The organism is Paeniglutamicibacter selenitireducens, from assembly GCF_051550675.1.
GTDB lineage: Bacteria > Actinomycetota > Actinomycetes > Actinomycetales > Micrococcaceae > Paeniglutamicibacter.
The window spans coordinates 1-21,424 of record NZ_JBPULF010000005.1; the positions used below are offsets into that span (position 1 = coordinate 1).

Below are 21,424 nucleotides of genomic sequence, written 5' to 3' on the forward strand. Positions count from 1 at the left end.
CGGCGCCCCCCCCCCCCCCCCCCCCCCGGGGGCGGGGGCCCCCCCCCCCCCCCCCGCCCGCCCCCCGCCGCCCCCCCCCCCCCCGCCCCCCCCCGCCCCCCCCCCCCCCCGCCCCCCCCCCCCCCGCCCGCCCCCCCCCCCCCCCCCCCCCCCCCCGGGGGGGCCGCCCCCAACCCCCCGTTTTTGGCCCCCGGCCCGCCTTCGCTTTGTGCGGCGTTGTCCGTTCGTGGGGAAACGTTCCCCCTGCGGCACCGGGTTCCCGCGGACCGTTCCGCGGGCCGTGGCTACTACCGCCGAAAACGCCTCCCACCACCGAATGTCCAAATGCTGGACACCATCGTCCATCTGGTGAACAATCGGCATAGAGTTGTTGTCTGCTTTATTCCACCAAGAGAATCTTGAGCCATGTCTACCAAGTCAGCGGTCACCGCACCGAAGGAGAACACGCGAGGACGCGTGCTGTTCGCCAGCCTCATCGGCACCACCATCGAGTTCTTCGATTTCTACGCCTACGCCACGGCGTCGGTGCTGGTCTTCCCCGCGCTCTTCTTCCCGAACGCGTCGAACGTGAACGCCATCCTTTCGTCGTTCGCGATCTTCGGTGTCGCCTTCGTGGCCCGCCCGGTCGGCTCGATCCTCTTCGGGCACTTCGGCGACAGAATTGGCCGCAAGGGCACCCTTGTCGCCTCGCTGCTGCTCATGGGCATCTCCACCTTCCTGATCGGCTTCCTGCCGGCGGCGCAGGGCCACTTCGTGGTGCTTGCCCCGCTGATGCTGGTGCTGCTGCGTTTCGCGCAGGGCCTGGCGCTGGGCGGCGAATGGTCGGGCGCGGCGCTGCTGGCCACCGAGAACGCCCCGGCCAACAAGCGCGCCATCTACGGCACCTTCCCGCAGCTGGGTGCCCCGATCGGCTTCATCGTCGCGAACCTGATCTTCGTGGTCCTGCAGACCACGCTGACCGAGGAGCAGTTCATGGCCTGGGGCTGGCGCGTGCCGTTCCTGCTCTCGGCCGTCATGGTGGCCGTGGGCCTGTGGGTCCGGCTGAAGCTCGTCGAGTCCGTCTCCTTCCAGAAGGTGCTCGACCAGAAGAAGGTCGCAAAGTCCCCGTTCAAGGTGACAATGCAGCACCACTGGCGCCCGGTGGTTGCCGGCACGTTCATCATGCTCGCCACGTACGTGCTCTTCTACCTGATGACCTCGTTCACGCTGGCCTACGGCACGGCCCCGGCCACCGTCGAGGCCGCGCGTGCCGCGGCCGAGGCCAAGGGCAAATCGTTCGACGCCGCCAGCTTCGTGCCGGGCCTGGGCATTGCGCGTCCCGAGTTCCTCACCATGCTCATCATCGGCGTCGTCTTCTTCGGCATCTTCACCGTGGTCTCCGGCCCGCTGGCCGAGAAGTTCGGCCGCCGCAAGTTCCTGATCTGGGTGACCGCCGGCATCCTGGTCTTCGGCCTGGCCTGGACCCTGATGTTCGGCCCGGGCAAGGGCGCGGCCATGGCCGGCCTGGTCATCGGCTTCACGCTGATGGGCCTGACCTTCGGCCCGATGGCCGCCTACCTGCCCGAGCTCTTCCCGTCGAACGTGCGCTACACCGGCTCGGCCGTCGCCTACAACATGTCCTCGGTGATCGGCGCGGCCCCCGCCTCGTTCGTGGCCATCGCCCTGTGGCAGTTCGGCGGCGGAAACACCGTGTGGGTTGGCGCGTACCTGGCCCTGGGCGCGGTGCTGACGCTTGTCGCACTGTTCCTGACCAAGGACACCACGAACGTCGACTTCGAGAACAACGTCTCCTAGCCCTTCCCGGTCCTTTGGGACCTGGGCCGGCCGACGTGGCCGGTTGGGCACCGCGGCGCCCGCACCCCACAGGGGGAGCGGGCGCCGCGGTGCTTAAGGCGGGACCCTGCGCCGGGCGCGGGAGGGCCGGAGCCGGGGGCCGGCCGCTACTCGCCGACGACCCCGTCGATGCACTCGCGCAGCAGGTCCGCATGGCCGTTGTGCCGGGAGTACTCCTCGATGAGGTGGGTGATGATCCAGCGCACCGAGACCTCCCCGTGGCGCCCGACGTCCACACGCAGCTCCAGCGGTTCCTGGACCAGCGCGGCGTCGCTGAACGCGGTCTCCGTGCGCCAGGCCTCCCACGAACGGTGCACCAGGGCCTCGGTCGCCTCCGGGTGATCGAAGTCCGTGTCGCGGCCGTCCTCGCGCCAGTACAGCGGTGCATCCGGCTGGCCCAGCAGGTTGGTCCTGACCCAGAAGCGCTCGACGTCCGTCAGGTGCCGCACCAGCCCCAGTAGCGAGAGCGTCGAGGGCGGCACGGAGCGCGCGGCCAGCGCCGTGTGGCCAAGCCCCGCGCACTTGGCCTCGAGTGTTTGCCGCTGGTAGGCCAGGAACCCCAGGAGCGTCTCGCGTTCGCTGCCGCATGCCGGGGGATCCGTGCGGGGATCCTGTTCGGCGGAGGCAAACATGGGTGTGCTCATGGGCCATAGCTTAGGCACACGACGGCCTGCCCGTGCAACGGTCCCGCGGCGGGATGCTGGTTAACGCGCAAAGGGACGGGCGGGCTCCCTGTGGGGGAAACCCGTCCATCCCTTTGCGCTCCGTGCCCGGGGGCACGGAAGGGCGTGCTACTCGCCGATCGAGGCCAGCACGGTCCCGGCCGAGACGGTGTCGCCGGCCACTGCTTCGAGCCCGGAGACGACGCCGGAGCAGTGCGCGGTCAGCGGCTGTTCCATCTTCATGGCCTCGAGGACCACAATCAGGTCTCCTTCGGACACGGTGTCGCCGTTGGCGACGGCAACCTTCACGATGGTGCCCTGCATGGGGGAGACGAGGTCGGCGCCGGAGGTGGCGGTGGTGGCGCCGCCGCGGGCCTCGCGCTTCTTCTTCTTGGACTTCGAGCCGTTGCCGGCCGCGGAGAACGAACCCAGCGATGCCGGAAGGACCACTTCGAGGCGCTTGCCGCCGACCTCGACGGTGATGGCGTTGCGTGCCGAATCCTCGGCAGCGGTGCCTGCCGTGGAGGGGTCCCAGGCAGGGATGTCGTTGGAGAACTCGGTTTCGATCCAGCGGGTGTGGACCGTGAACGGGCCCTCCTCCGGGGTGAATGCCGGGTCCGCCATGACCGCGCGGTGGAACGGCAGCACGGTCGGCATGCCCTCGATCTGGAATTCCTCCAGGGCACGGCGGGCGCGCTGGGCGGCCTGGGTACGGGTGGAACCGGTGATCACGAGCTTGGCGATCATCGAGTCGAAGTTGCCGGAGACGGTTTCCCCCTCCTCGACGCCGGAGTCAAGGCGGACACCGGGGCCGGTCGGCAGCTTCATGGCGGTGATGGTGCCCGGTGCCGGCATGAAGCCGCGTCCGGCGTCCTCGCCGTTGATGCGGAACTCGAAGGAGTGGCCGCGGATTTCCGGGTCGCCGTAGCCGAGCTCCTCGCCGCGGGCCAACCGGAACTGCTCGCGGACCAAGTCGATCCCGGTGACCTCCTCGGAGACGGTGTGCTCGACCTGCAGGCGGGTGTTGACCTCGAGGAAGGAGATCACGCCGTCCTGGCCCACGAGGAACTCGCAGGTGCCGGCGCCGACGTAGCCTGCCTCGAGCATGATCGCCTTGGAAGCCTCGTAGAGGCGTGCGTTCTGCGCGTCGCTCAGGAACGGGGCGGGGGCCTCCTCGACGAGCTTCTGGTTGCGGCGCTGCAGCGAACAGTCGCGGGTGGAAACCACCACGACGTTGCCGTGCGCGTCGGCAAGGCACTGGGTCTCCACGTGGCGCGGGGCATCCAGGAAGCGTTCGACGAAGCACTCGCCGCGGCCGAAGGCGGCGATGGCCTCGCGCACTGCGGATTCGTAGAGTTCGGGGATTTCCTCGCGGCTGCGGACCACCTTGATGCCGCGTCCGCCGCCGCCGTAGGCGGCCTTGATGGCCAGCGGCAGGCCGTGCGCGTCGGCGAAGGCCAGCACTTCCTCGGTGGACTCGACGGGGTCCTTGGTGCCGGGAACAAGCGGGGCGCCGACCTTTTCCGCCAGGTGGCGCGCCTGCACCTTGTCGCCCAGCTGGTCGATGGCGGCGGGGGAGGGGCCGATCCAGGTCAACCCGGCGTCGATGACGGCCTGGGCGAACATGGCGTTCTCGGCCAGGAAGCCGTAGCCGGGGTGGACGGCGTCTGCGCCGGAGCGCCGGGCCACGGCGATGATCTTCTCGATGTCCAGGTAGGACTCTGCCGCGGTGGAGCCGCCCAGCGAGTAGGCTTCATCGGCCAGGCGCGAGTGCAGTGCGTCGCGGTCGGGTTCGGCGTAGACGGCAACCGAACCGATGCCCTCGTCACGGGCTGCACGAATGATGCGTACTGCGATTTCTCCGCGGTTGGCGATGAGGACCTTGGTCAACTGACTCATGGCAGGGTTTTCTCCTTAAATGTGCTCTTGTGGAGCCTACCTGCCGTTGTGGGAAATACACCCACAAACCACCTTGTGTCGGACGGAAGTCGCGATTTTGTTGTAGGAACCCTACAAGTTGTGTCAGTTGCGTGCGTCGTTGCAGGTCCGGCCCGATCGGTGCGCCCGGCTACGGGTTGCCGCCCGCGATGGCGTTGAGTGCGGCCAGGTGCCGCGCCCACTTCTCGCGGCCCTCTGCCGTGAGGGAAAGCCAGGTGCGTGGACGCTTCCCGACAAAGCCCTTGCGGATCCGGACGATTCCCGCAGACTCCAGCGCGGAGGCTTGGCGGCTGAGCACGGAGTCTGATACCTGCAGGTGCTCGCGCACCGCGGCGAACTCGCTTTCCTCGGTTCGCGCGATGGCGGCCACCAGCGAGAACCGGACGGGGTGGGCGAGCTCGTTGCAGAGCTGGTGGCGGGCATGTTCCGGCTGGCTCATGCCCGCACCTCGCGCCAGGCGCCGATGACCGAATTCGCGGTGATGGCCGCTGAAACCGCAACGAAGAACCACAGCGAACCCGGGAAGAAGACCAGTCCTACGACGGTCCCCAGGGTCCACAAGCCGGCCCAGATCCCCATGAAGGCCATCCAGCGGCGGGTGAAACCGAACTTGGTGGTGCGCCCGTTTGCGAGCATGAATCCCATGAAAATTCCGAGCCACAGCAGCATGGCGAGCAGGGGGAGGGTGATGAGGGATTCGTCGAACTGCCCGACCATCCAGAAGGACAGCAGGCTCAGCGAGCTGATCGCCCCGAGGCCGAGCAGCATGGCGATGTGCGGCCAGCTGGCACCTGCGCGGGAGGCAGCGCCGAGCCGCCCTGCTTGCTCCAGCATCTCGCGGGCCGCCTGCGCCGAGGGGGCCGTGGGGTCCGGATTCATTGCGCTGCCCGCTTCGTGGCTGCAACATGGGTCGCGCTCCAGGTGGCGCCCAGGACGGCCGCGAGCGAGGAACTGATGGCCACCATCCCGGGCTGCCGGATGGCAAGCCCGAAGATGAACAGCCCCGCCATGCAGGCGATGCCCATGGCGAAGCCGATCCATGCGTAGCGTGTCCCGGTCCGGGAATTCCTGCTTTTCTCGTTCACTGCTGCCTCCTGGGTCGTTGATGGACTCAGCCTAGAAAGTACTTTCCAAAATAGCAAGTACTTTCCGGATATCGCTCCAGGATGCCCGGACCCGATGCGTGGCGGTCCAACGCGAAGGCGGCGTGCACCACGACGAAAATCGTGGCACACGCCGCCTTGAACCAGGCCTGTTTTGGCAGTCTCCCGGGGCCGGTCAGGCCCAGACATCGGTGATGGACAGCCCGGCCTCGTGCAGCAGCTCGCGCAGCGTGGAGACGTTCAGGCCGATGACGGTGTGCGGGTTGCCCTCGATGCCGCGGATGAACGCGGCCCCGCGGCCGTCGATGGTGAACGCGCCGGCGCACGGCAGCGGCTCGCCGGTGGCGACGTAGGCGGCGATCTCCTCCGCGGAGACCTTCTCGAAGTTGACAACCGTCGAGGAGACGGCGCCGATGGTGGCACCCGACCCGCCGTCCCCGTCGTCCTCGGAGCGGTTGTCGACAAGCCAGTGGCCGGTGTGCAGGATGCCCGACTTCCCGCTCATGGCCTCCCAGCGTTCGGTGGCGACCTGCGCGGTGTACGGCTTGCCGTAGGCAACGCCCTCGAACTCGAAGACCGAATCGCAGCCCAGCACCACGGCGCCGTCGGTGTCCTCCAGGCCCGCCACGTCCTCGGCCTTGGCCTTGGCCAGCAGCAGGGCCGTGTCGGCCGGGCCCAGCGCACCGAACCGCTCCGTGGCCGCCGCAAGCGCGGCGTCCTCGTCGACAGTGGAAACCTGCACGTCGAAGTCGATGCCCGCGTCCTTCAGGATCTTCGCGCGCCCGGGGGAGGCCGAGGCCAGCACCAGCAGGGGGAGTTCTTCCGGGCCGGCGCCTTCCCCGTGCGGCGCGTCGGACGGGTTGGCCATGTTGCTTGTCATCTCGCTCATGCATCCACCGTATCCCGGGCCGCGGGTCCCTGGGGATCCTGCGGGTGGCCGTAGCCTTCGTCCCCGGCCTGCCCTCCGGCGGCGTCGGCCTCCGCGAGCGCGGCGATCTTCGAGCCCTCCACGTCGACGTCGGGCAGGATGCGGTCCAGCCAGCGCGGGATGTACCAGGCGCGGTGGCCCAGCAGGTGCATGAGCGCGGGGGTCAGCGTCATGCGGACGATGAATGCGTCGAAGAGCACGCCGATGGCCAGCGAGAAGCCGATCGCCCGGATCATGCTCAGGTGCGAGAACACGAACCCGGCAAACACCGAGGTCATGATCAGTGCGGCGGCGGTGACCACGGGGGCCGAGTGGGCGAAGCCCGAGCGGACAGCGGCGCGGGCCGGCTGCCCGTGCGCGAACGACTCGCGCATGCCGGCCACCAGGAACACCTGGTAGTCCATGGCCAGCCCGAAGAGGATGCCGGTGAGCAGGATCGGCAGGAAGCTCATGATCGGGCCGGGCACGTTCACGTCGAACACCTCGCCCAGCCAACCGAACTGGTAGACGGCGACGGTCGCGCCGAACGCGGCAACCAACGAGAGCAGGAAGCCGGCGGTGGCCAGCAGCGGCACCACGACGGAGCGGAAGACCAGCAGCAGCAGGATCAGCGAGAGGCCCACGACGATGCCGATGTACAGCGGCAGCGCCTCGGCCAGCTTCTCGGAGACGTCCACCTGCGCGGCAACCTGCCCCGTCACGGCGATCTGCGCGCCCGTCGCGTCCTTGATGGCGCCGGCGGAATCGCGCAGCGTGTGCACCAGCGCCTCGGTCTCGGCGCTGGAGGGGCCGGCGACCGGGATGACCTGGATGGCCCCGAGCGTCAGCTCCTCGTTGGTCTGCACGGGGATCGCCGCGACAACGCCGGGGACCTGGCGCAGCTCGTCGGCGATGTCCAGGTTCGCGGTTTCCGCCCCGCGCTCGTCGAGCCCGGCCGGCAGGTCCGCGAGCACCAGCAGCGGGCCGTTGTAGCCTGCGCCGAACTTGTCGCTCATCTGCTCGTACGCCTTGTATGCGGCAGAGTCGACGGGTTCGGCGCTGCCGTCGGGCAGTGCCGTGCGCAGCTGCAGCGCGGGCAGGGCGACGATCGCGAGGACCGCGATGGACGCAATCGTGGCGATCCAGGGGCGGCGGGTGACGACGGCACCCCAGCCGCGGTTGCCCGCGTCGTTCGCCGGCGCCGCCTGGGCGGCGCCCGCAGCCTCGTGGCGCGCCCAGGCGCGCTTGGAGACAAGCCTGGTGCCGATGAAGCCCAGCAGCGCCGGGGTCAGGGTGATGGCGATCAGCACGGCCATCGCCACGGTGAACGCGGCGGAGAAGCCCAGGATGGCCAGGAACGGCAGGCCCGGGACGGCAAGCGCGGAGAGCGCGATGACCACGGTGAGGCCCGCGAACACCACGGCGTTGCCGCTGGTGCCGGTGGCCCGGGCGATCGACTCGCCCACCGGGATGCCCTCCAGCAGCTGCCGGCGGTGCCGGTGCACGATGAACAGCGAGTAGTCGATGCCCACCGCGAGCCCCAGCATCAGGGCCAGGGCGGGGGTGATGGAGGCCATCTCGATCACCGAGGACAGCGCCAGCGTCCCGCCGACGCCCGCCCCGACGCCGAGCACGGCCATCAGCAGCGGCAGCCCGGCGGCAACCAGGGTTCCGAGCATGATCAACAGCACCGTGGCCGCCACGGCCAGGCCGACGACCTCCGCGGCGCCGAAGAGCGAGGAAAGGTCCTGCAGGATCTCCTTGGAGAAGAGCACCTCGACGCCGGCGGCCTCCGGCCCGGCCGCGATGGACTTGATGTCCTCGCGCTGGTCGGTGGTCAGCGAATCGGTCTGGCCCTTGAAAGTCACGTGGGCGACGGCCGTCGACCCGTCCAGGGAGATGAAACGCATGCCCTCGGAGGCGCCGGCCTGGCGCGCGGCGAAGGCGAGCTCGGCCTCGCCGGTGGCGAGGTCCTTGGCGCCCTGCTCCAGCTTGGCCTCGGCCTCGGGGATCTGCGCTGCCTTCTCGTCGAGGGTCTTCTGGCCCTCGACGAGCTTCGCTTGGTTCTCGTCGATGGCCCGCTGCCCGGCGGCGAGCTTTGCGGCGTTGGCGTCGATCTCCGCCTGTCCAGCGCGCAGCTGGGCCCGGCCGTCGGCGACCTTGGCCGCGGCGGCATCCAGCGTGGCCCGGCTTGAGGCAAGTTCCTTGGCCCCGGCGTCGAGCTTCTTCTTGGCGGCCGGCAGCTTCGCGGCGCCGGCCTCCAGCTCCTTCTTCTTGGCGTCGAGGATCTTCTGGCCCGCGGCAAGTTCCTTGCTGCCTGCATCCAGCTGCTTCTTTGCGGCGTCGAGCTGCTGGAGCCCGGCGGTGGCTGCAGCAATGCCGTCCAGCGCGCCGTTGGCCTCGGTGACGCCGATTTCGGCCTTCTTCTGCTCGGCCTCGAGGGCGGTCAACTGTCCGGTGAGCACGTCCTGCTGCTGCCGGGCCGCCGCCTTGGCCTCCTCCGTGGCGGCGTCGTCGTCGAGCACCTGCTGCGCCTGGGTGATGCCGGCCTTGGCCTGTTCGATGAGCGTGGCGAGCTGGGCGAGCCCTGCCTGGGCGCTGGCCAGTCCGGCCTCGGCCTGCGCCTTGCCCTGGGCCAACCCCGCCTCGAATTCGGTGCGGGACTGCTCCTGCAGAATGTGCTGCATTCCCGCGTCGTACTTGGCCCGGCCGGCGGCGATGTCCTTTTCCCCGGCGTCGATCTTTGCCTGCGCCTTGGCGATTTCCTTGCGGCCGTCGGCGACCTTTGCGGCGCCGGCGCGGTACTGGCGGTTGCCCTCGTCCCACTGCTTTTGCCCGGCGGCCAGCTTGGCCTGCCCGTCGGCAAGCTGTGCCGCGCCGGCATTGAGTTCGGTCCGCGCGGCATCCAGCTTGGCCTGCCCTGCGGCAAGCTGCCGGCGGCCGTCGGCGACCTGCGCCTTGGCCTCACCGAGCTTGACCTTGCCGGAGTCCAGCTCCTCCTGGCCCTTTTCCAGGGCCACCTTGCCGTCGGCGAGCTGCTGCTTCCCGACGGCCAGCTGCTTGGCGGCGTCCTCGAGCTTGGCGCGGCCTTCCTCGAGCTGTGGCTGGGCGTCATCGAGCTGCTGCTGGAGCTCGAAGGGCTGCCTGACCTCGGTGACCTCGGACTGCCCGGCCAGGTCGTCGAGGGATCCGGCGATGGCGCGGTGCTGTGCCTGGGTCAGGGCCGTGCCGTCGGTGGTGCGGAAGACGATCGACCCGGTGCCGCCGGCGAGCTCCGGCATCTCGACCTTGAGCCGGTCCAGCGTGCGCTGGGTTTCGGTCCCCGGGATGGAGAAGGTGTTGGAGAGCTTACCCATGAAGGCGCCGGCACTGACGCCGATGAGCAACAGGACCACGGCCCAGATGCCGAGCACGGCCCAGCGCCGGCGGTAGGCCAGTGCGCCGAGTCGGTAGAGGAAGGAAGCCATGTCCTTAGGCCTTTCGGGGTTGGATGGCGCGTTGCCGGAGGGAAGGGAAGCCGTCGCGCAACTGGGCGATGGCGTCGGCAAGGAACGTGCGCAGCAATTGCGTGCTGTGCGCGTCCACGGGCCCGTCGAGGTGCCGCGACCACTGGGCGAAGGCCGCCTGGCCCGCCCCGACGATCGAGTGCGCCAGGACCGTCGCGGCCAGCTCGGTGCCCTGCGGGGCCCGGGCGGTGATGATTCCGGTGAGCTGTTCGGCGCAGGTGTTCCACGCCTCGAGGTGCATGCGCCCCACCTGCGGGTGTGCGGCGGCGTGCAGGTAGAGCATCGCCACGGGCTCCAGGTAGGCCGGTTCGACGAGGTGTTCGATGGATACCACTGCGGCGTCGAGGAGTTCCACGTCCGGGTCCAGTCCGTCGAGGGCGGCGACGGCGCGGTCAAGCAGTTGCCGGGTCGGCTCGTTGAGCGCCGCCTCGAGCGAGGTGAAGTAGTTGAAGAAGGTGCGGCGGGAGACCCCTGCCGCTTCGGCGACGGATTCGGCGGTCAGCGAGGCGAAGCCGCCGGTGTTCAACAGCTCGAATGCCGCATGGACTATCGCGTCGCGGGTGGCGGTCTTGTTCAGTTCACGCCTCGAGGGCGCAGTGGTGTCGGGGGAACTCACATTTCTACACTACGTGCAAACTTGCATGCCGTGCAATTTGAAGGTTGCTTCCCGATCGGGAACCGTTCCGGGTTTATGCACGCCGGCCCCTGCCGGTGGCCGGGAGGGCTCCCTTAAAGCAGGAAGACCGCACCGTGTCCCGCGTTCCCGGGAGGGGAAACGAGGGACACGATGCGGTCTTCCGTGCGGCAACTACATCCGCGGGGGTGTCAGCCCACCTGCACCTTTTCGGTGGAGGCTTCCTGTGCCGGCTCGGACTTCGAGGCCGTGGCGAAATCGTCGCTGAACGGATCGCCGTGGCGCGGTGCGTTGTACAGCTCCTCGTCCAGGATTCCCTCGCGCTTGGCGACGATGGTCGGAACCAGTGCCTGGCCGGCGACGTTGACGGCGGTGCGGCCCATGTCGAGGATCGGGTCGACGGCCAGGAGCAGTCCGACGCCGGCCAGCGGCAGGCCCACGGTGGAGAGCGTCAGGGTCAGCATGACCACGGCGCCGGTGGTGCCGGCGGTTGCGGCCGAGCCGAGCACCGAGACCAGGGCGATCAGCAGGTAGTCGGTCAGGCCCAGGTCGATGCCGAAGAACTGGGCGACGAAGATGGCGGAGATCGCCGGGTAGATCGCGGCGCAGCCGTCCATCTTGGTGGTGGCGCCCAGCGGCACGGCGAAGGACGCGTAGCCGGAGGGCACGCCGAGGTTGCGCTCGGTCACGCGCTGGGTCAGCGGCAGGGTACCGATCGAGGAACGCGAGACGAAGGCCAGCTGTACGGCCGGCCAGACGCCGGAGAAGTACTGCTTGACGCTCAGGCCGTGTGCGCGGACAAGCACCGGGTAGAAGGCGAAGAGCACCAGGGCCAGGCCGATGTAGATGGCCACGGAGAACTTGCCCAGGGCGCCGATGGTGTCCCAGCCGTAGGTGGCGACGGCGTTGCCGATCAGGCCGACGGTGCCCAGCGGTGCCAGGCGGATGATCCACCAGAGGATTTTCTGGATGACGGCAAGGGTTGCGGTGGAGAAGTCGAGGAACGGCCGGGCGGCGTCGCCGACCTTCAGCGCGGCGATACCCACGGTGACGGCGATGACGAGGACCTGCAGCACGTTGAAGTTCAGTGCGGTGGTCACGGCCCCGGCCTCGGAGATCTTCGAGGTGGCACCCAGTCCCAGGTAGTTCGACGGGATGAGCCCGATGAGGAAGGACCACCAGTCACCGGTGCGCCCGGTGTATTCCGCCGGCGCGGGCTGGCCGGTGCCGGCACCCGGGCGGAGGACGACGCCCAGCACGATGCCGATGACCACGGAAACCAGCGAGGTGATCCCGAACCACAGGATGGTCTGCCAGGCCAGGCGCGCCGCGTTGGTGACCTTGGCGAGGTTTGCGATGGACGCCACCACCGCAAAGAAGACGAGCGGAATGACTGCGGACTTCAGCAGGGAGACGTAGCTGGAGCCGATGACGGCCAGCGTGGCGCCCAGTCCGGTGGGGGTTTCCTCGGTGTGGCCGGTGTACTTTGCGAGCAAGCCGAGGCCGAGACCCAAGACCAGGGCAATGATGATTTGTGGGCCAAACGCGGTGGCCCAAGAGGGCAGACGGCGCTTTGGCGCGGAAGTTGATGTAGGCACCCCTCGAAGGTAGGTCGTGCAATTTACCAAAGAAAGCCAGTATTGAGAAGTATTACGAAACGCGGATTTGTTCCCGAACATTGCGTTGGTTTTGTGATTCTTTACACAACATCATGTCGCGGTGTTAAGCTTTAATTTCCGGCCACGAGGTTGGAACGCTACTTGTCGTGCCTTGTGATCAAGTGGTTTGGGGGAGCCTGGTTCGTTGGGCATTCGCAAGGATCGGGGTGGGACGCACATGGTTTGGGGCCGCGCGCAGAGCAGTGTCACCCGCAGCCGACTTGATGCCCTGCTGGAAAAAACCGTGAGGTCGCCCATCGCGATTGCCAGGGGGCCACGCGGTTCGGGCAAAAGCACGGCGGTTCGGGACTGGCTGGAGCGCCGTGATCCGCAGGCGACAACCTGGAGCTGGATCAACCTTCCCAAGCTCGACAAGGAATTGTCCCTCGAATCCTCGGGGCAGGGAGCGGGCGGTGTCGCGTCGATGCCGCCTGACGCCGAGGACCTGGATCATCTGCGCCTCGCACGCGTCCGCCGGATGTTCGACCAAGCCGCCACACCCGAGTCCCACCTGCTGGTGCTTGACGCGTTTTCCACGCGCCACGAGGCGGGGCTCATGGCCTGGCTGGAAGTGAATGCCGAACGGCATCCGGGTCGTCGCGTGCTTATCATCACCCACGAGTTCCTGGTGGTCGAACGCCGCAGGACCCTGGCAGATTTCGACGTCTCCGTGCTTCCTCCGCACGAATTCGCCTTCACCATCGAGGAAACCGCTTTGTATCTCGAAGGGACGCGGTTGGCGGAGTTCGCGGCGGAGCTTGCTGAGGAGACTTGCGGGTCCGTAGCGCTGCTTCGGTTGGCGAAGCTTCGGGCGGACAGCCTCGACGCACCCAGGTCCTTTGGCGGCACATTCCCGCCTGACCGGCACAGCAACCATGGTTCGCCGCTGCGTCCCGACCATGGAAAGTTTGATCCGGAGACCCGCGCCGTCGTGGACACTGTTTTGGCCGCGATCCGCCGAGATGTGTTGCTTTTGATCCAAAGCGAGGACCTGGAACCGGAACGGCTGGAATTCTTTGCTGCGATGTCAGTTCCCTCGCTCGTGGACGAATCCATCGCATCCGAGCTGTATCCCGAGGCGCAGACCGCGTGGATCAGCGACCTGGAATCGAGGGGACTGGCCTACCGGACTTCCAGAAATCCGGAGCGGGAACTTCGAATCAATCCCGTCTTCCGCAGGGTCCTCCAGGACACCTACCTTGCTCCGGATCCCGAGCGGCTCCGTGACCTGAATGAGCGTTGCGCGCGCTTTGAAATTGCCAACGGGTCGTCGTACCGGGCCTTGCGCCACTCGCTCGAAGCGGCCAATTACGCGCTGGCATCGGAAATCCTGCGCACTCGTGCCGACGAGTACGTCGATGGGGAGCTGGGCCGGCGCGGATGCCTGCTGCTGGACAAACTTCCCATGACGGTGCTCGCCAAATACCCGATGCTCTCGGCGTGCCTTGCCATCGCCTACAGCGCCACGGGCAAATTCAAGTTCAAGACCCTTGAGCTGTTGGCCCTGGCCGCCACGGGCGCACGCACGGTGGCCAGGAAGGGGCCGGCCGCGGACAAGCTGGTCATGCTGATGATCGAGTCCGTCGCCATGCGGCTGAGTGGATTCGGCGACCGGGCGGCACGCGCGGCGAGGGCCGGAATCGCACTTTACCGGGAGATGGGCCCCGCTGATCGAGACGAAATTGGGCCCTTCGAGGGAGCGATCCTGGTGCAGTTCGCCCTGGCATTCCATAGTGTCCTGCTGCACCACGAGGCCCTGGAGGTCGTTGAGCTCGCTGTGGCGGTGGACCGCCGGCACGACCGGAGCGAAAGCGACAAGTACGCCGGAACGGTCCGTGCCTACCTGTATGCGCTCAGGGGGGACATCCGACTGGCCCAGGCGGAACTGCTGGATTCCCGCCCCGAACATTGGTCAAACCCTGCTGCCAATGCGTATTTTGCCTCCCCTTTCAGGCTTGCGTCGTTCATTTGCGCCCTCGAGGAGCAGCGCTTCGACCAGGCCGCGGAATGGATGGAACTGCTCGGCATCGACTTGGGCGGGAACGAGTTCTGGCCGGCGATCCGGTTGGCTGAATCCGTCCTCGCGATAGTCAACGGCGAGAGCACGGCATCCTTCGTCCGGATGCAGAACTACCTCATGAGGGAACGCGAGCAACCCATCGCCCAGAAGTTCGGACGGCAAATGCTTGCCGAGGCCTCGAGCCTCTTGAACCTGGCCGCCGGCGATGCGGGCGCGGCACATCGGATGACCGCCAAGTCCACGAACCCCGTGGCAAAGCGTCTGCTTCAGGCGCGCATCCGCTTGGCCGAAGGGGATGCGGCCGAAGTGCTGAGGTTGTGTGCAATCATCGGTACCCCGGTCTCGCCGAGGCCGCGCTTTGAGCAAGCGGTCCTGGTGCTTGCCGCGACGTTGCAACAAAAAAACCAACAGGCCATCGGCGGCGCCATGCGCCTTGTCGCGGCGCTGAGCGAGGAATGCGGGTTGGGCCTTGCCTTGAACCTGTTGCCGGCACCGGATCTCGAACGGGTACTCGGCCAGGCGCGAAGCATGGGTGTGCAACTTGTGGTCGATGAAAATGTTGTCTCGAACATCCCGGGCGGGCTCGGCCGTGTGGTGCTGAGCGAGCGCGAGCTTGCGGTCCTTGCCGAGCTTGCCACCACAGGGAGCGTCGCCGAAATCGCCGAGAGGCAGTTCGTCTCGGTCAACACCGTCAAGAGCCAGCTCCGGAGCGTGTACCGCAAGCTGGGCGTATCCGAGCGCGCCGCCGCCATCGAAGTTGCGCGGGTCCAGGGACTCTTGGTGCTCCAGGAACACTACGACGAGGGATAGCCTCACGTAGTCGTGCCCGGACCGGGCACTGCCATGGTGCCTCGAATGCGAGGAGTCGATTCCACCATGATCTAACCCGGAATCTTTCCCCAACTGCCGGTGCAGCCCCCAAGCTTGCACTAGCGCACCACTGCGATCGTTTCCCCAAACGGCTTTCGCTTTATTGCCTGAAGTGGAGTTTCCCGGAGACCCGGGCCGTGGTCACTTCAGGTTATTTCGCAGTGATAGATATAACTATCTCAAGAGATCCACGGCACTAGAAGCGTTTGACGGACTATTCACCCTGTCGTTCACCCTCATGCCGACTCATTCCGAATTTCCGTTGCGCGGACCCCGAAATCCCCGCCACGGAACGCTTTTTGCGGCCCGTCACCCGGTGCCGCCGGCCCGGGATGAGCCGGTGGCCCGGTGGCCGCCGGCATCGCGGATGGCCATGCGCGGCGTGTGGCGAAGGCGCTCTTTTGCCATGTCATTGGGCATTCATGTGCGATGCTCGGCAATCGTTCGGGAAGGCCGGGGCGCGGCCGTGGGGTGCGAACCGGGCCGGGTGCATTCAGGCACGGGAGAGGCCCGCGTTCCCCCTTATCTATCGAAGGGAGAAAGCGGGCCTCGTTCGCGGAAGGGCGGTGCCCGCTAGCCCAGCAGCGCGCGGCGCAGGGTGTCCAGCCCGACGGAGCCGACGTTGAGCGCTTGGGAGTGGAACGCCTTCAAGTCGAAGTCGGCGCCCGCACGCGCGGAGCGCTCATCGCGGATCTGCTCCCACAGGCGCTGGCCGACCTTGTAGGCAGGGGCTTGCCCGGGCCAGCCGAGGTAGCGGGTGAATTCGAACTGGAGCTGGCCCGCGGAGATGTCCAGGTTCTTTTCAAGGAAGGCGAAGCCGCTCTCCGAATCCCAGATGCCGTTGCCCCAGGCCTCCGGGATCTCCAGCTCGAGGTGCACGCCGATGTCGAAGACGACGCGGGCCGCACGCATGCGCTGGGCATCGAGCATGCCCATGTAGTCTCCCGGGTCCGAGAGGAAACCGAGATCGAACATGAGGCGTTCGGCGTACAGGGCCCAGCCTTCGCCGTGCCCGGAAACCCAGCACGCGTGGCGGCGCCAGTCGTTGAGTGTCTCGCGTGCCAGCACCGCGGTGGCGACCTGCAGGTGGTGGCCGGGAACGCCCTCGTGATAGACGGTGGTCAGCTCGGCCCACGTGGTGAACTTGTCCTCACCAACCGGAACGGACCACCACATGCGGCCCGGGCGCGAGAAGTCCTCTGAGGGGCCGGTGTAGTAGATGCCGCCCTCCTGGGTGGGGGCGATCATGCACTGGATCTGGTCCATCGGTGCGGGGATGTCGAAGTGGGTGCCGGCGAGTGCCTTGATGGCGGCATCCGACTTCTCCTGCATCCAGGCCTGCAAGGCGTCGGTCCCGTTGAGCTGGCGGGTCGGGTCCTCGTTGAGGATCGCTTTGGCCTCCGCGATGGAGGCCCCGGGGGAGACCAGTCGGGCCACGCGTTCCTGCTCGGCGATGATGTTCGCGAGTTCCTGCACGCCCCAGGCGTAGGTTTCTTCCAGGTCGACCGTGGCACCCAGGAAGCGCCGGGACATCAGCGAGTAGTATTCCCTGCCAACGGCGTCCTTCTCGGGGGCCAGCGGCAGCAGCTCGGTTTCCAGCACGTCGGCCAGGGCAAGGTAGGCGGCGTTGGCCCGCTGCGCGCCGGAAGCCAGGCGCTCGCCGAGATCGGGGGCGGCGGCGGTCCCGGCAGCGGCCAGGGTGTCGAAGAAGCCGCCGGACTTTGCGTAGTCTCGGGCCTGGGTGGTGACGATCTTGACCTGGCGCACGGCCGAAACCAGTCCGCGGGCAGCCGAATCGCGCAGCGAGGCGATGTAGCCGTCCACGGCGGCCGGCAGGTTGTGCATGCGTTCGGCGATGAATGCGAAGTCGACGGTGGTTTCCTGCGGCATCAAATCGAAGATGGCGCGGATGTCCTGGGCGGGCGAGGCGATGTTGTTCAGCTCGGTGCGGTGGGTCTGGGCGATCTCGATCTCCAGTCCGAGGCGCTCGCGCATGGCGTCGAGGGTGATCTCGTCGACGGCGTCCTGGGGCTCCAGGGATTCGAGGGCGTCGAGGGCCGCACGTGCGGCCTGGACCTGTGCCTCGGTTCCCGCGGGTGAGTAGTCGGAGTACGCAGCCTCGCTGCCGGGCAGGCCAAGGGAAGTGGCGAACTCGGGGGAGAGCTCGAGGAGCTTCTTGAAGTAGTCGGTGGCTACGGCGTCGATGGCGCTGGCTGCGCGAGTGGCTGTGGTGTTCGTCATACCTACAGCCTAAGGGCATGTGAAGTTGTTGTTGAAGATTATTTCCTGCGGGTTCCCCGGTTCGGGTTCTCCGGAGGGGCGGCGGGCACGAAAACGGCGGCGGGCCGAGGTGAAGCGCGCGGGGCGTTCTACCTCGGCCCGCCGCCGTAAGGATGTTGCGCCTTGCGGGAGCGGCAGTGGGTCAGCGTCGGCCCGAACGCCAGGGTTGCGGAGCCGCGGCAAGCAGGCGCCGGCGCTGCATGCGGTTGCGGCGCGCGTTGCCGGTGCGGGTCTCGGGTTCCGGCGTCGAGGATGCTGCCTGCATGGCTGCGACAACCGCGGTGACTGCGGCGATTTCCTCCGCGTTCGGGGCGCCGTGCGTGAAGCTCAGCGTGGTGCCGGCAGGTTCGGCCGCCGGGTCCTGGTGGCCGGTCACAGCGGGATGTTCCCGTGCTTCTTGGCCGGCAGCGCCGCGTGCTTGTCGCGGGTGGCGCGCAGTCCGCGCACGATCTGCAGGCGGGTGTCGCTCGGTGCGATGACCGCGTCGACGTAGCCGAGCTCGGCGGCCTGGTACGGGTTGAGCAGCTCGGCCTCGTAGCCTTCGATGATGGCGGTGCGGCGTGCCTCCACGTCGCCGCCCTCCGCCGCCACGGCGGCAAGGTCGCGGCGGTAGAGGATGTTCACGGCGCCCTGGGCGCCCATGACGCCGATCTGCGCCGTCGGCCAGGCCAGGTTGATGTCCGCGCCGAGCTTCTTGGAGCCCATCACGATGTAGGCTCCGCCGTAGGCCTTGCGGGTGATCACGGTCAGCTTGGGCACCGTGGCCTCGGCGTACGCGTAGAGCAGCTTGGCTCCGCGGCGGATGATGCCCTGGAACTCCTGGTCCTTGCCCGGCAGGAAGCCCGGGACGTCCACCAGGGTGAGGATCGGGATGTTGAAGGCGTCGCAGTGGCGCACGAAGCGCGCGGCCTTCTCCGAGGCGGCGATGTCCAGCGTGCCGGCGAACTGCATCGGCTGGTTGGCGACGATGCCGATCGTCGAGCCCTCGACGCGGGCGTAGCCGATCATCACGTTCGGCGCGTACAGCGACTGCATCTCCAGGAAGATGCCGTCGTCGACGATGTGCTCGATGACCTTGCGCATGTCGTACGGCTGGTTGGCCGAGTCCGGGATCAGCGTGTCGAGTTCGAGGTCCTCGGCGGTGAGCTCGTGTTCCTCGTCGAACTCCATGGACGGGGCCTCGGAGATGTTGTTCGAGGGCAGGAACTCCAGCAGTTCCTTGCAGAACTCGATGGCGTCCTGCTCGTCGGTGGCCAGGTAGGTGGCGGTGCCGGTTGTCGCATTGTGCTGGCGCGCACCGCCCAGGGTCTCCATGTCCACCTCCTCGCCGGTGACGGTCTTGATCACGTCGGGGCCGGTGATGAACATGTGGCTGGTCTTGTCGACCATGATCACGTAGTCGGTCAGTGCGGGGGAGTACGCGGCGCCGCCGGCGCAGGGGCCCATGATCAGGGAGATCTGCGGGACGACGCCCGAGGCGTGCACGTTGTTGCGGAAGATGTCCGCGAACATGGCAAGCGAGGCCACGCCCTCCTGGATGCGTGCGCCGCCGCCGTCGTTGATGCCGATGACGGGGCAGCCGTTGCGCAGCGCGAATTCCTGCACCTTGACGATCTTCTCGCCGTTGACCTGGGAGAGCGAGCCGCCGTAGACGGTGAAGTCCTGCGAGTAGACGGCGACCTGGCGGCCGTCGACGGTGCCGTAGCCGGAGACCACGCCGTCACCCAGTGGCCGCTTCTTTTCCATGCCGAAGGCGTTGGAGCGGTGCACGGCCAGGGCGTCGAACTCGATGAACGAGCCCTCGTCGAGCAGCATGTCGATGCGCTCGCGGGCCGTGTGCTTGCCGCGTGCATGCTGCTTCTCGATGGCGTCCTGCCCGGAGGGGGCCTGCGCAAGGGCCTCACGGCGGCGGAACTCGGCGATCTTGCCGGCCGTGGTCGACAGGTCGATCGATTCCGTGAGGTCTTCGATGCGGCTCTGGGTCATCCCGGGGCTCCCTTGGGGTAGTTGCGTAGTAGGAAAGGCACAATAACTATGCCACCTCGGCCAGTCTAGTGAGGGTTTGGATCGATTTGTGTGTAGGAACCCTACAAAGTCGCTCCGTGTTGGGCGCCGGGTTGGCCATAAAACAAGTTACTGACGGGTAGCTTATGGACGCGGGGTGCCGTAACGTGTGTCACATGAGTGAACCACGACGCGACACCATCGCCGCCAATGCGCGACCACTGAACGGCAAGACCATCCTGATGAGCGGGGGCAGCCGCGGAATCGGCCTGGCCATCGCCCTGCGCGCGGCGGCCGAGGGGGCCAACGTGGCGATCATGGCCAAGACCGGCACGGCCCACGCCTCCCTTGAGGGAACGGTGCACACCGCCGCCGCGCAGATCGAGGCGGCCGGGGGTTCGGCGCTGGCCATCGTGGGCGACGTGCGCAACGACGAGGACGTACTTGGCGCCGTGGCGCAGACCGTCGAACGCTTCGGGGGGATCGACGCGGTGGTCAACAACGCCTCGGCCATCGACCTCTCCAAGACTGACGACGTCTCGATGAAGAAGTACGACCTGATGATGGACATCAACGTGCGCGGCACCTTCCTGCTCTCCAAGGCCGCGCTGCCGCACCTGCGCGCCAGCGACAACGGGCACATCCTCACCCTCTCCCCGCCGCTGAACCTCGACCCGAAGTGGGCCGGCGCGCACCTGGCGTACACCATGGCCAAGTACGGCATGTCGCTGACGACCCTGGGCCTGGCCGAGGAGCTGCGCGGCGCGGGCATCGGCGTGAACTCGCTGTGGCCCGCCACCCTGATCGACACCGCGGCCATCCGCAACATGCCCGGCGGGGAGCAGCTGGTGAAGGCCGCGCGGTCCGCGGACATCGTCGCCGACGCGGCCCACGCGATCCTCACCTCCCCGGCGTCGGGATGCAGCGGAAACTTCTTCACCGACGAGGAGGTGCTCTCCGCGGCCGGCGTTACCGACCTGGGCGGCTACTCCCTGGGGGCGCCGGCCGACCGGCTGGTCCCCGACATCTTCCTCTGAGGTCCGTGACGGCAGGCCGGGGGTGCCCGGGCGCCCGCGGGTGGCTAGGCTTGTGGCCATGAGCCCCGAACCAGCACCCGCCCAGCGCCCGCCCCTCGACGAAGCCCGGCTGCGGGAAACCATGAAAGGCCTGGGCATGGGGGAACTGCGGATCAGCCAGTCCACGGGATCCACCAACGACGACCTGGTGGCGCGTGCCCGTGACGGGCGGCTGCCGCACCTGAGCGTCGAGACCACCGAGCACCAGGTCGCCGGGCACGGCAGGCTCGGCCGCGGATGGGAAACCCCGGAGCGCAGCGCCCTGGCCATCAGCATCCACTTCCGGCCCGATCCGGGTTTCGACCCCGCCGGCCTGCCCTGGCTCTCGATGCTCTGCGCCACGGCGATGGTGCAGGCGCTGTCCGAACGGGCCGGCCTTGCCGCCGGGCTGAAGTGGCCCAACGACGTGGTCGCCGGCGGGCACAAGCTCTGCGGCGTGCTGGCCCAGCTGGTGCCCACGGCCGGAGGGCCGGCAGTGGTGGTCGGGGCCGGGCTGAACGTCAGCCAGGAGCGTGCCGAGCTTCCGGTGGCGACGGCCTCAAGCGTCGCCCTGCTGGGGGGACGCACCACCGACCGGACCGAGCTGATGGTTGCCTACCTTCAACGGGTCGCCGAACTCCACTCCGGATTCGCCGCGGTGCACGGGAATGCGGAGGCGCCCGGCCCCGGGCAGAGGGTCTCCCTGAGGCGGGCCATCGCCGCGCACATGGTGAGCATCGGCCACGAGGTCGACGCCCACCTTCCCGACGGCACGGTGCTGCGCGGGACGGCCGAGGACCTGGGCCCGGAGGGGGCGCTGCTGCTGCGAGACGGCACCGGGGCGCTGCACCACGTGCTGGCGGCGGACGTGTTCCACCTTCGCCGCAGCGACGGCAGCTACGCCTGAGCGGGCCGCGGAACACGTGCCGATCCGGGGGATCCTGGCCTAAGCGT

Annotated in this window: 16 protein-coding genes; 4 read left to right on the forward strand and 12 right to left on the reverse strand. The window is 68.0% G+C overall.

All coding sequences use genetic code 11. From position 1 onward, the window contains the following. Nucleotides 1–405: 405 nt before the first annotated feature. Nucleotides 406–1,794, forward strand: coding sequence for an MFS transporter (locus ACSYDW_RS10390; RefSeq protein WP_438338665.1), 1,389 nt, complete (start codon nt 406–408; stop codon nt 1,792–1,794). 146 nt (nt 1,795–1,940) lie between these two features. Here the strand turns inward: ACSYDW_RS10390 and ACSYDW_RS10395 are convergent, their stop codons facing one another. The 9 genes from ACSYDW_RS10395 to ACSYDW_RS10435 all read right to left on the reverse strand — a co-directional run bounded on the left by ACSYDW_RS10395 (nt 1,941) and on the right by ACSYDW_RS10435 (nt 12,181). Continuing rightward, nucleotides 1,941–2,477: a DinB family protein gene (locus tag ACSYDW_RS10395; protein ID WP_438338666.1), complete on the reverse strand. Its 537-nt coding sequence runs from the start codon at nt 2,475–2,477 to the stop codon at nt 1,941–1,943. A gap of 147 nt (nt 2,478–2,624) precedes the next feature. Further along, the gene (locus tag ACSYDW_RS10400) at nt 2,625–4,394 is read right to left on the reverse strand and encodes an acetyl/propionyl/methylcrotonyl-CoA carboxylase subunit alpha (protein ID WP_438338667.1); all 1,770 of its coding nucleotides are present in this window, start codon (nt 4,392–4,394) and stop codon (nt 2,625–2,627) included. A gap of 169 nt (nt 4,395–4,563) precedes the next feature. Then, nucleotides 4,564–4,872 carry a winged helix-turn-helix domain-containing protein gene (locus tag ACSYDW_RS10405; RefSeq protein WP_438338668.1) on the reverse strand — a complete coding sequence of 103 codons (309 nt, stop codon included), beginning with the start codon at nt 4,870–4,872 and terminating at the stop codon, nt 4,564–4,566. Further along, complete coding sequence (locus ACSYDW_RS10410) at nt 4,869–5,312, reverse strand: hypothetical protein (RefSeq protein WP_438338669.1); 444 nt, start codon at nt 5,310–5,312, stop codon at nt 4,869–4,871. The genes ACSYDW_RS10405 and ACSYDW_RS10410 overlap by 4 nt, the downstream gene beginning before the upstream one ends. After that, on the reverse strand, nt 5,309–5,518 hold the full coding sequence (locus tag ACSYDW_RS10415) for a hypothetical protein (protein ID WP_438338670.1): 210 nt from the start codon (nt 5,516–5,518) through the stop codon (nt 5,309–5,311). Before ACSYDW_RS10415 ends, ACSYDW_RS10410 begins: the two co-directional genes overlap by 4 nt. Nucleotides 5,519–5,711: 193 nt before the next feature. Next, complete coding sequence (locus tag ACSYDW_RS10420) at nt 5,712–6,404, reverse strand: Maf family protein (protein WP_438338863.1); 693 nt, start codon at nt 6,402–6,404, stop codon at nt 5,712–5,714. A gap of 17 nt (nt 6,405–6,421) precedes the next feature. Then, nucleotides 6,422–9,910, reverse strand: a complete 3,489-nt coding sequence (locus ACSYDW_RS10425; protein ID WP_438338671.1) for an MMPL family transporter — start codon at nt 9,908–9,910, stop codon at nt 6,422–6,424. A gap of 4 nt (nt 9,911–9,914) precedes the next feature. Further along, nucleotides 9,915–10,565, reverse strand: coding sequence for a TetR/AcrR family transcriptional regulator (locus tag ACSYDW_RS10430; RefSeq protein WP_438338672.1), 651 nt, complete (start codon nt 10,563–10,565; stop codon nt 9,915–9,917). A 209-nt stretch (nt 10,566–10,774) separates the two neighbouring features. Further along, nucleotides 10,775–12,181: a dicarboxylate/amino acid:cation symporter gene (locus ACSYDW_RS10435; protein WP_438338673.1), complete on the reverse strand. Its 1,407-nt coding sequence runs from the start codon at nt 12,179–12,181 to the stop codon at nt 10,775–10,777. Nucleotides 12,182–12,485: 304 nt separating this feature from the next. Here ACSYDW_RS10435 and ACSYDW_RS10440 point away from each other — a divergent pair, with 304 nt between their 5' ends. Beyond that, nucleotides 12,486–15,071, forward strand: coding sequence for a response regulator transcription factor (locus ACSYDW_RS10440; RefSeq protein WP_438338674.1), 2,586 nt, complete (start codon nt 12,486–12,488; stop codon nt 15,069–15,071). Nucleotides 15,072–15,704: 633 nt separating this feature from the next. Here ACSYDW_RS10440 and ACSYDW_RS10445 read toward each other — a convergent pair. The 3 genes from ACSYDW_RS10445 to ACSYDW_RS10455 form a co-directional block, all read right to left on the reverse strand. After that, the gene (locus ACSYDW_RS10445) at nt 15,705–17,372 is read right to left on the reverse strand and encodes a DUF885 domain-containing protein (protein WP_438338675.1); all 1,668 of its coding nucleotides are present in this window, start codon (nt 17,370–17,372) and stop codon (nt 15,705–15,707) included. A 181-nt stretch (nt 17,373–17,553) separates the two neighbouring features. Then, nucleotides 17,554–17,787 (reverse strand): acyl-CoA carboxylase epsilon subunit, encoded by a 234-nt coding sequence (locus ACSYDW_RS10450; protein ID WP_438338676.1) that lies wholly within the window; start codon nt 17,785–17,787, stop codon nt 17,554–17,556. Continuing rightward, a complete protein-coding gene (locus tag ACSYDW_RS10455; RefSeq protein WP_438338677.1) occupies nt 17,784–19,397 on the reverse strand; it encodes an acyl-CoA carboxylase subunit beta in 1,614 nt (537 codons plus the stop codon). The genes ACSYDW_RS10450 and ACSYDW_RS10455 overlap by 4 nt, the downstream gene beginning before the upstream one ends. Before the next feature lie 194 nt (nt 19,398–19,591). On the opposite strand from ACSYDW_RS10455, the gene ACSYDW_RS10460 reads away from it, so the two are divergent. Together ACSYDW_RS10460 and ACSYDW_RS10465 are read left to right on the forward strand one after the other, a co-directional pair. Further along, nucleotides 19,592–20,452, forward strand: coding sequence for an SDR family oxidoreductase (locus tag ACSYDW_RS10460; protein ID WP_438338678.1), 861 nt, complete (start codon nt 19,592–19,594; stop codon nt 20,450–20,452). A gap of 58 nt (nt 20,453–20,510) precedes the next feature. Continuing rightward, nucleotides 20,511–21,377, forward strand: a complete 867-nt coding sequence (locus ACSYDW_RS10465) for a biotin--[acetyl-CoA-carboxylase] ligase (protein ID WP_438338679.1) — start codon at nt 20,511–20,513, stop codon at nt 21,375–21,377. Nucleotides 21,378–21,424: the final 47 nt, after the last annotated feature.

Excerpts from the sequence above, each read along its gene's own strand:
- ACSYDW_RS10460 (WP_438338678.1), top strand. The coding sequence starts at position 19,592 with ATGAGTGAACCACGACGCGACACCATCGCCGCCAATGCGCGACCACTG.
- ACSYDW_RS10465 (WP_438338679.1), top strand. The coding sequence starts at position 20,511 with ATGAGCCCCGAACCAGCACCCGCCCAGCGCCCGCCCCTCGACGAAGCC.
- ACSYDW_RS10425 (WP_438338671.1), bottom strand. The coding sequence starts at position 9,910 with ATGGCTTCCTTCCTCTACCGACTCGGCGCACTGGCCTACCGCCGGCGC.
- ACSYDW_RS10405 (WP_438338668.1), bottom strand. The coding sequence starts at position 4,872 with ATGAGCCAGCCGGAACATGCCCGCCACCAGCTCTGCAACGAGCTCGCC.
- ACSYDW_RS10400 (WP_438338667.1), bottom strand. The coding sequence starts at position 4,394 with ATGAGTCAGTTGACCAAGGTCCTCATCGCCAACCGCGGAGAAATCGCA.
- ACSYDW_RS10455 (WP_438338677.1), bottom strand. The coding sequence starts at position 19,397 with ATGACCCAGAGCCGCATCGAAGACCTCACGGAATCGATCGACCTGTCG.
- ACSYDW_RS10410 (WP_438338669.1), bottom strand. The coding sequence starts at position 5,312 with ATGAATCCGGACCCCACGGCCCCCTCGGCGCAGGCGGCCCGCGAGATG.
- ACSYDW_RS10445 (WP_438338675.1), bottom strand. The coding sequence starts at position 17,372 with ATGACGAACACCACAGCCACTCGCGCAGCCAGCGCCATCGACGCCGTA.
- ACSYDW_RS10395 (WP_438338666.1), bottom strand. The coding sequence starts at position 2,477 with ATGAGCACACCCATGTTTGCCTCCGCCGAACAGGATCCCCGCACGGAT.
- ACSYDW_RS10420 (WP_438338863.1), bottom strand. The coding sequence starts at position 6,404 with ATGGCCAACCCGTCCGACGCGCCGCACGGGGAAGGCGCCGGCCCGGAA.
- ACSYDW_RS10390 (WP_438338665.1), top strand. The coding sequence starts at position 406 with ATGTCTACCAAGTCAGCGGTCACCGCACCGAAGGAGAACACGCGAGGA.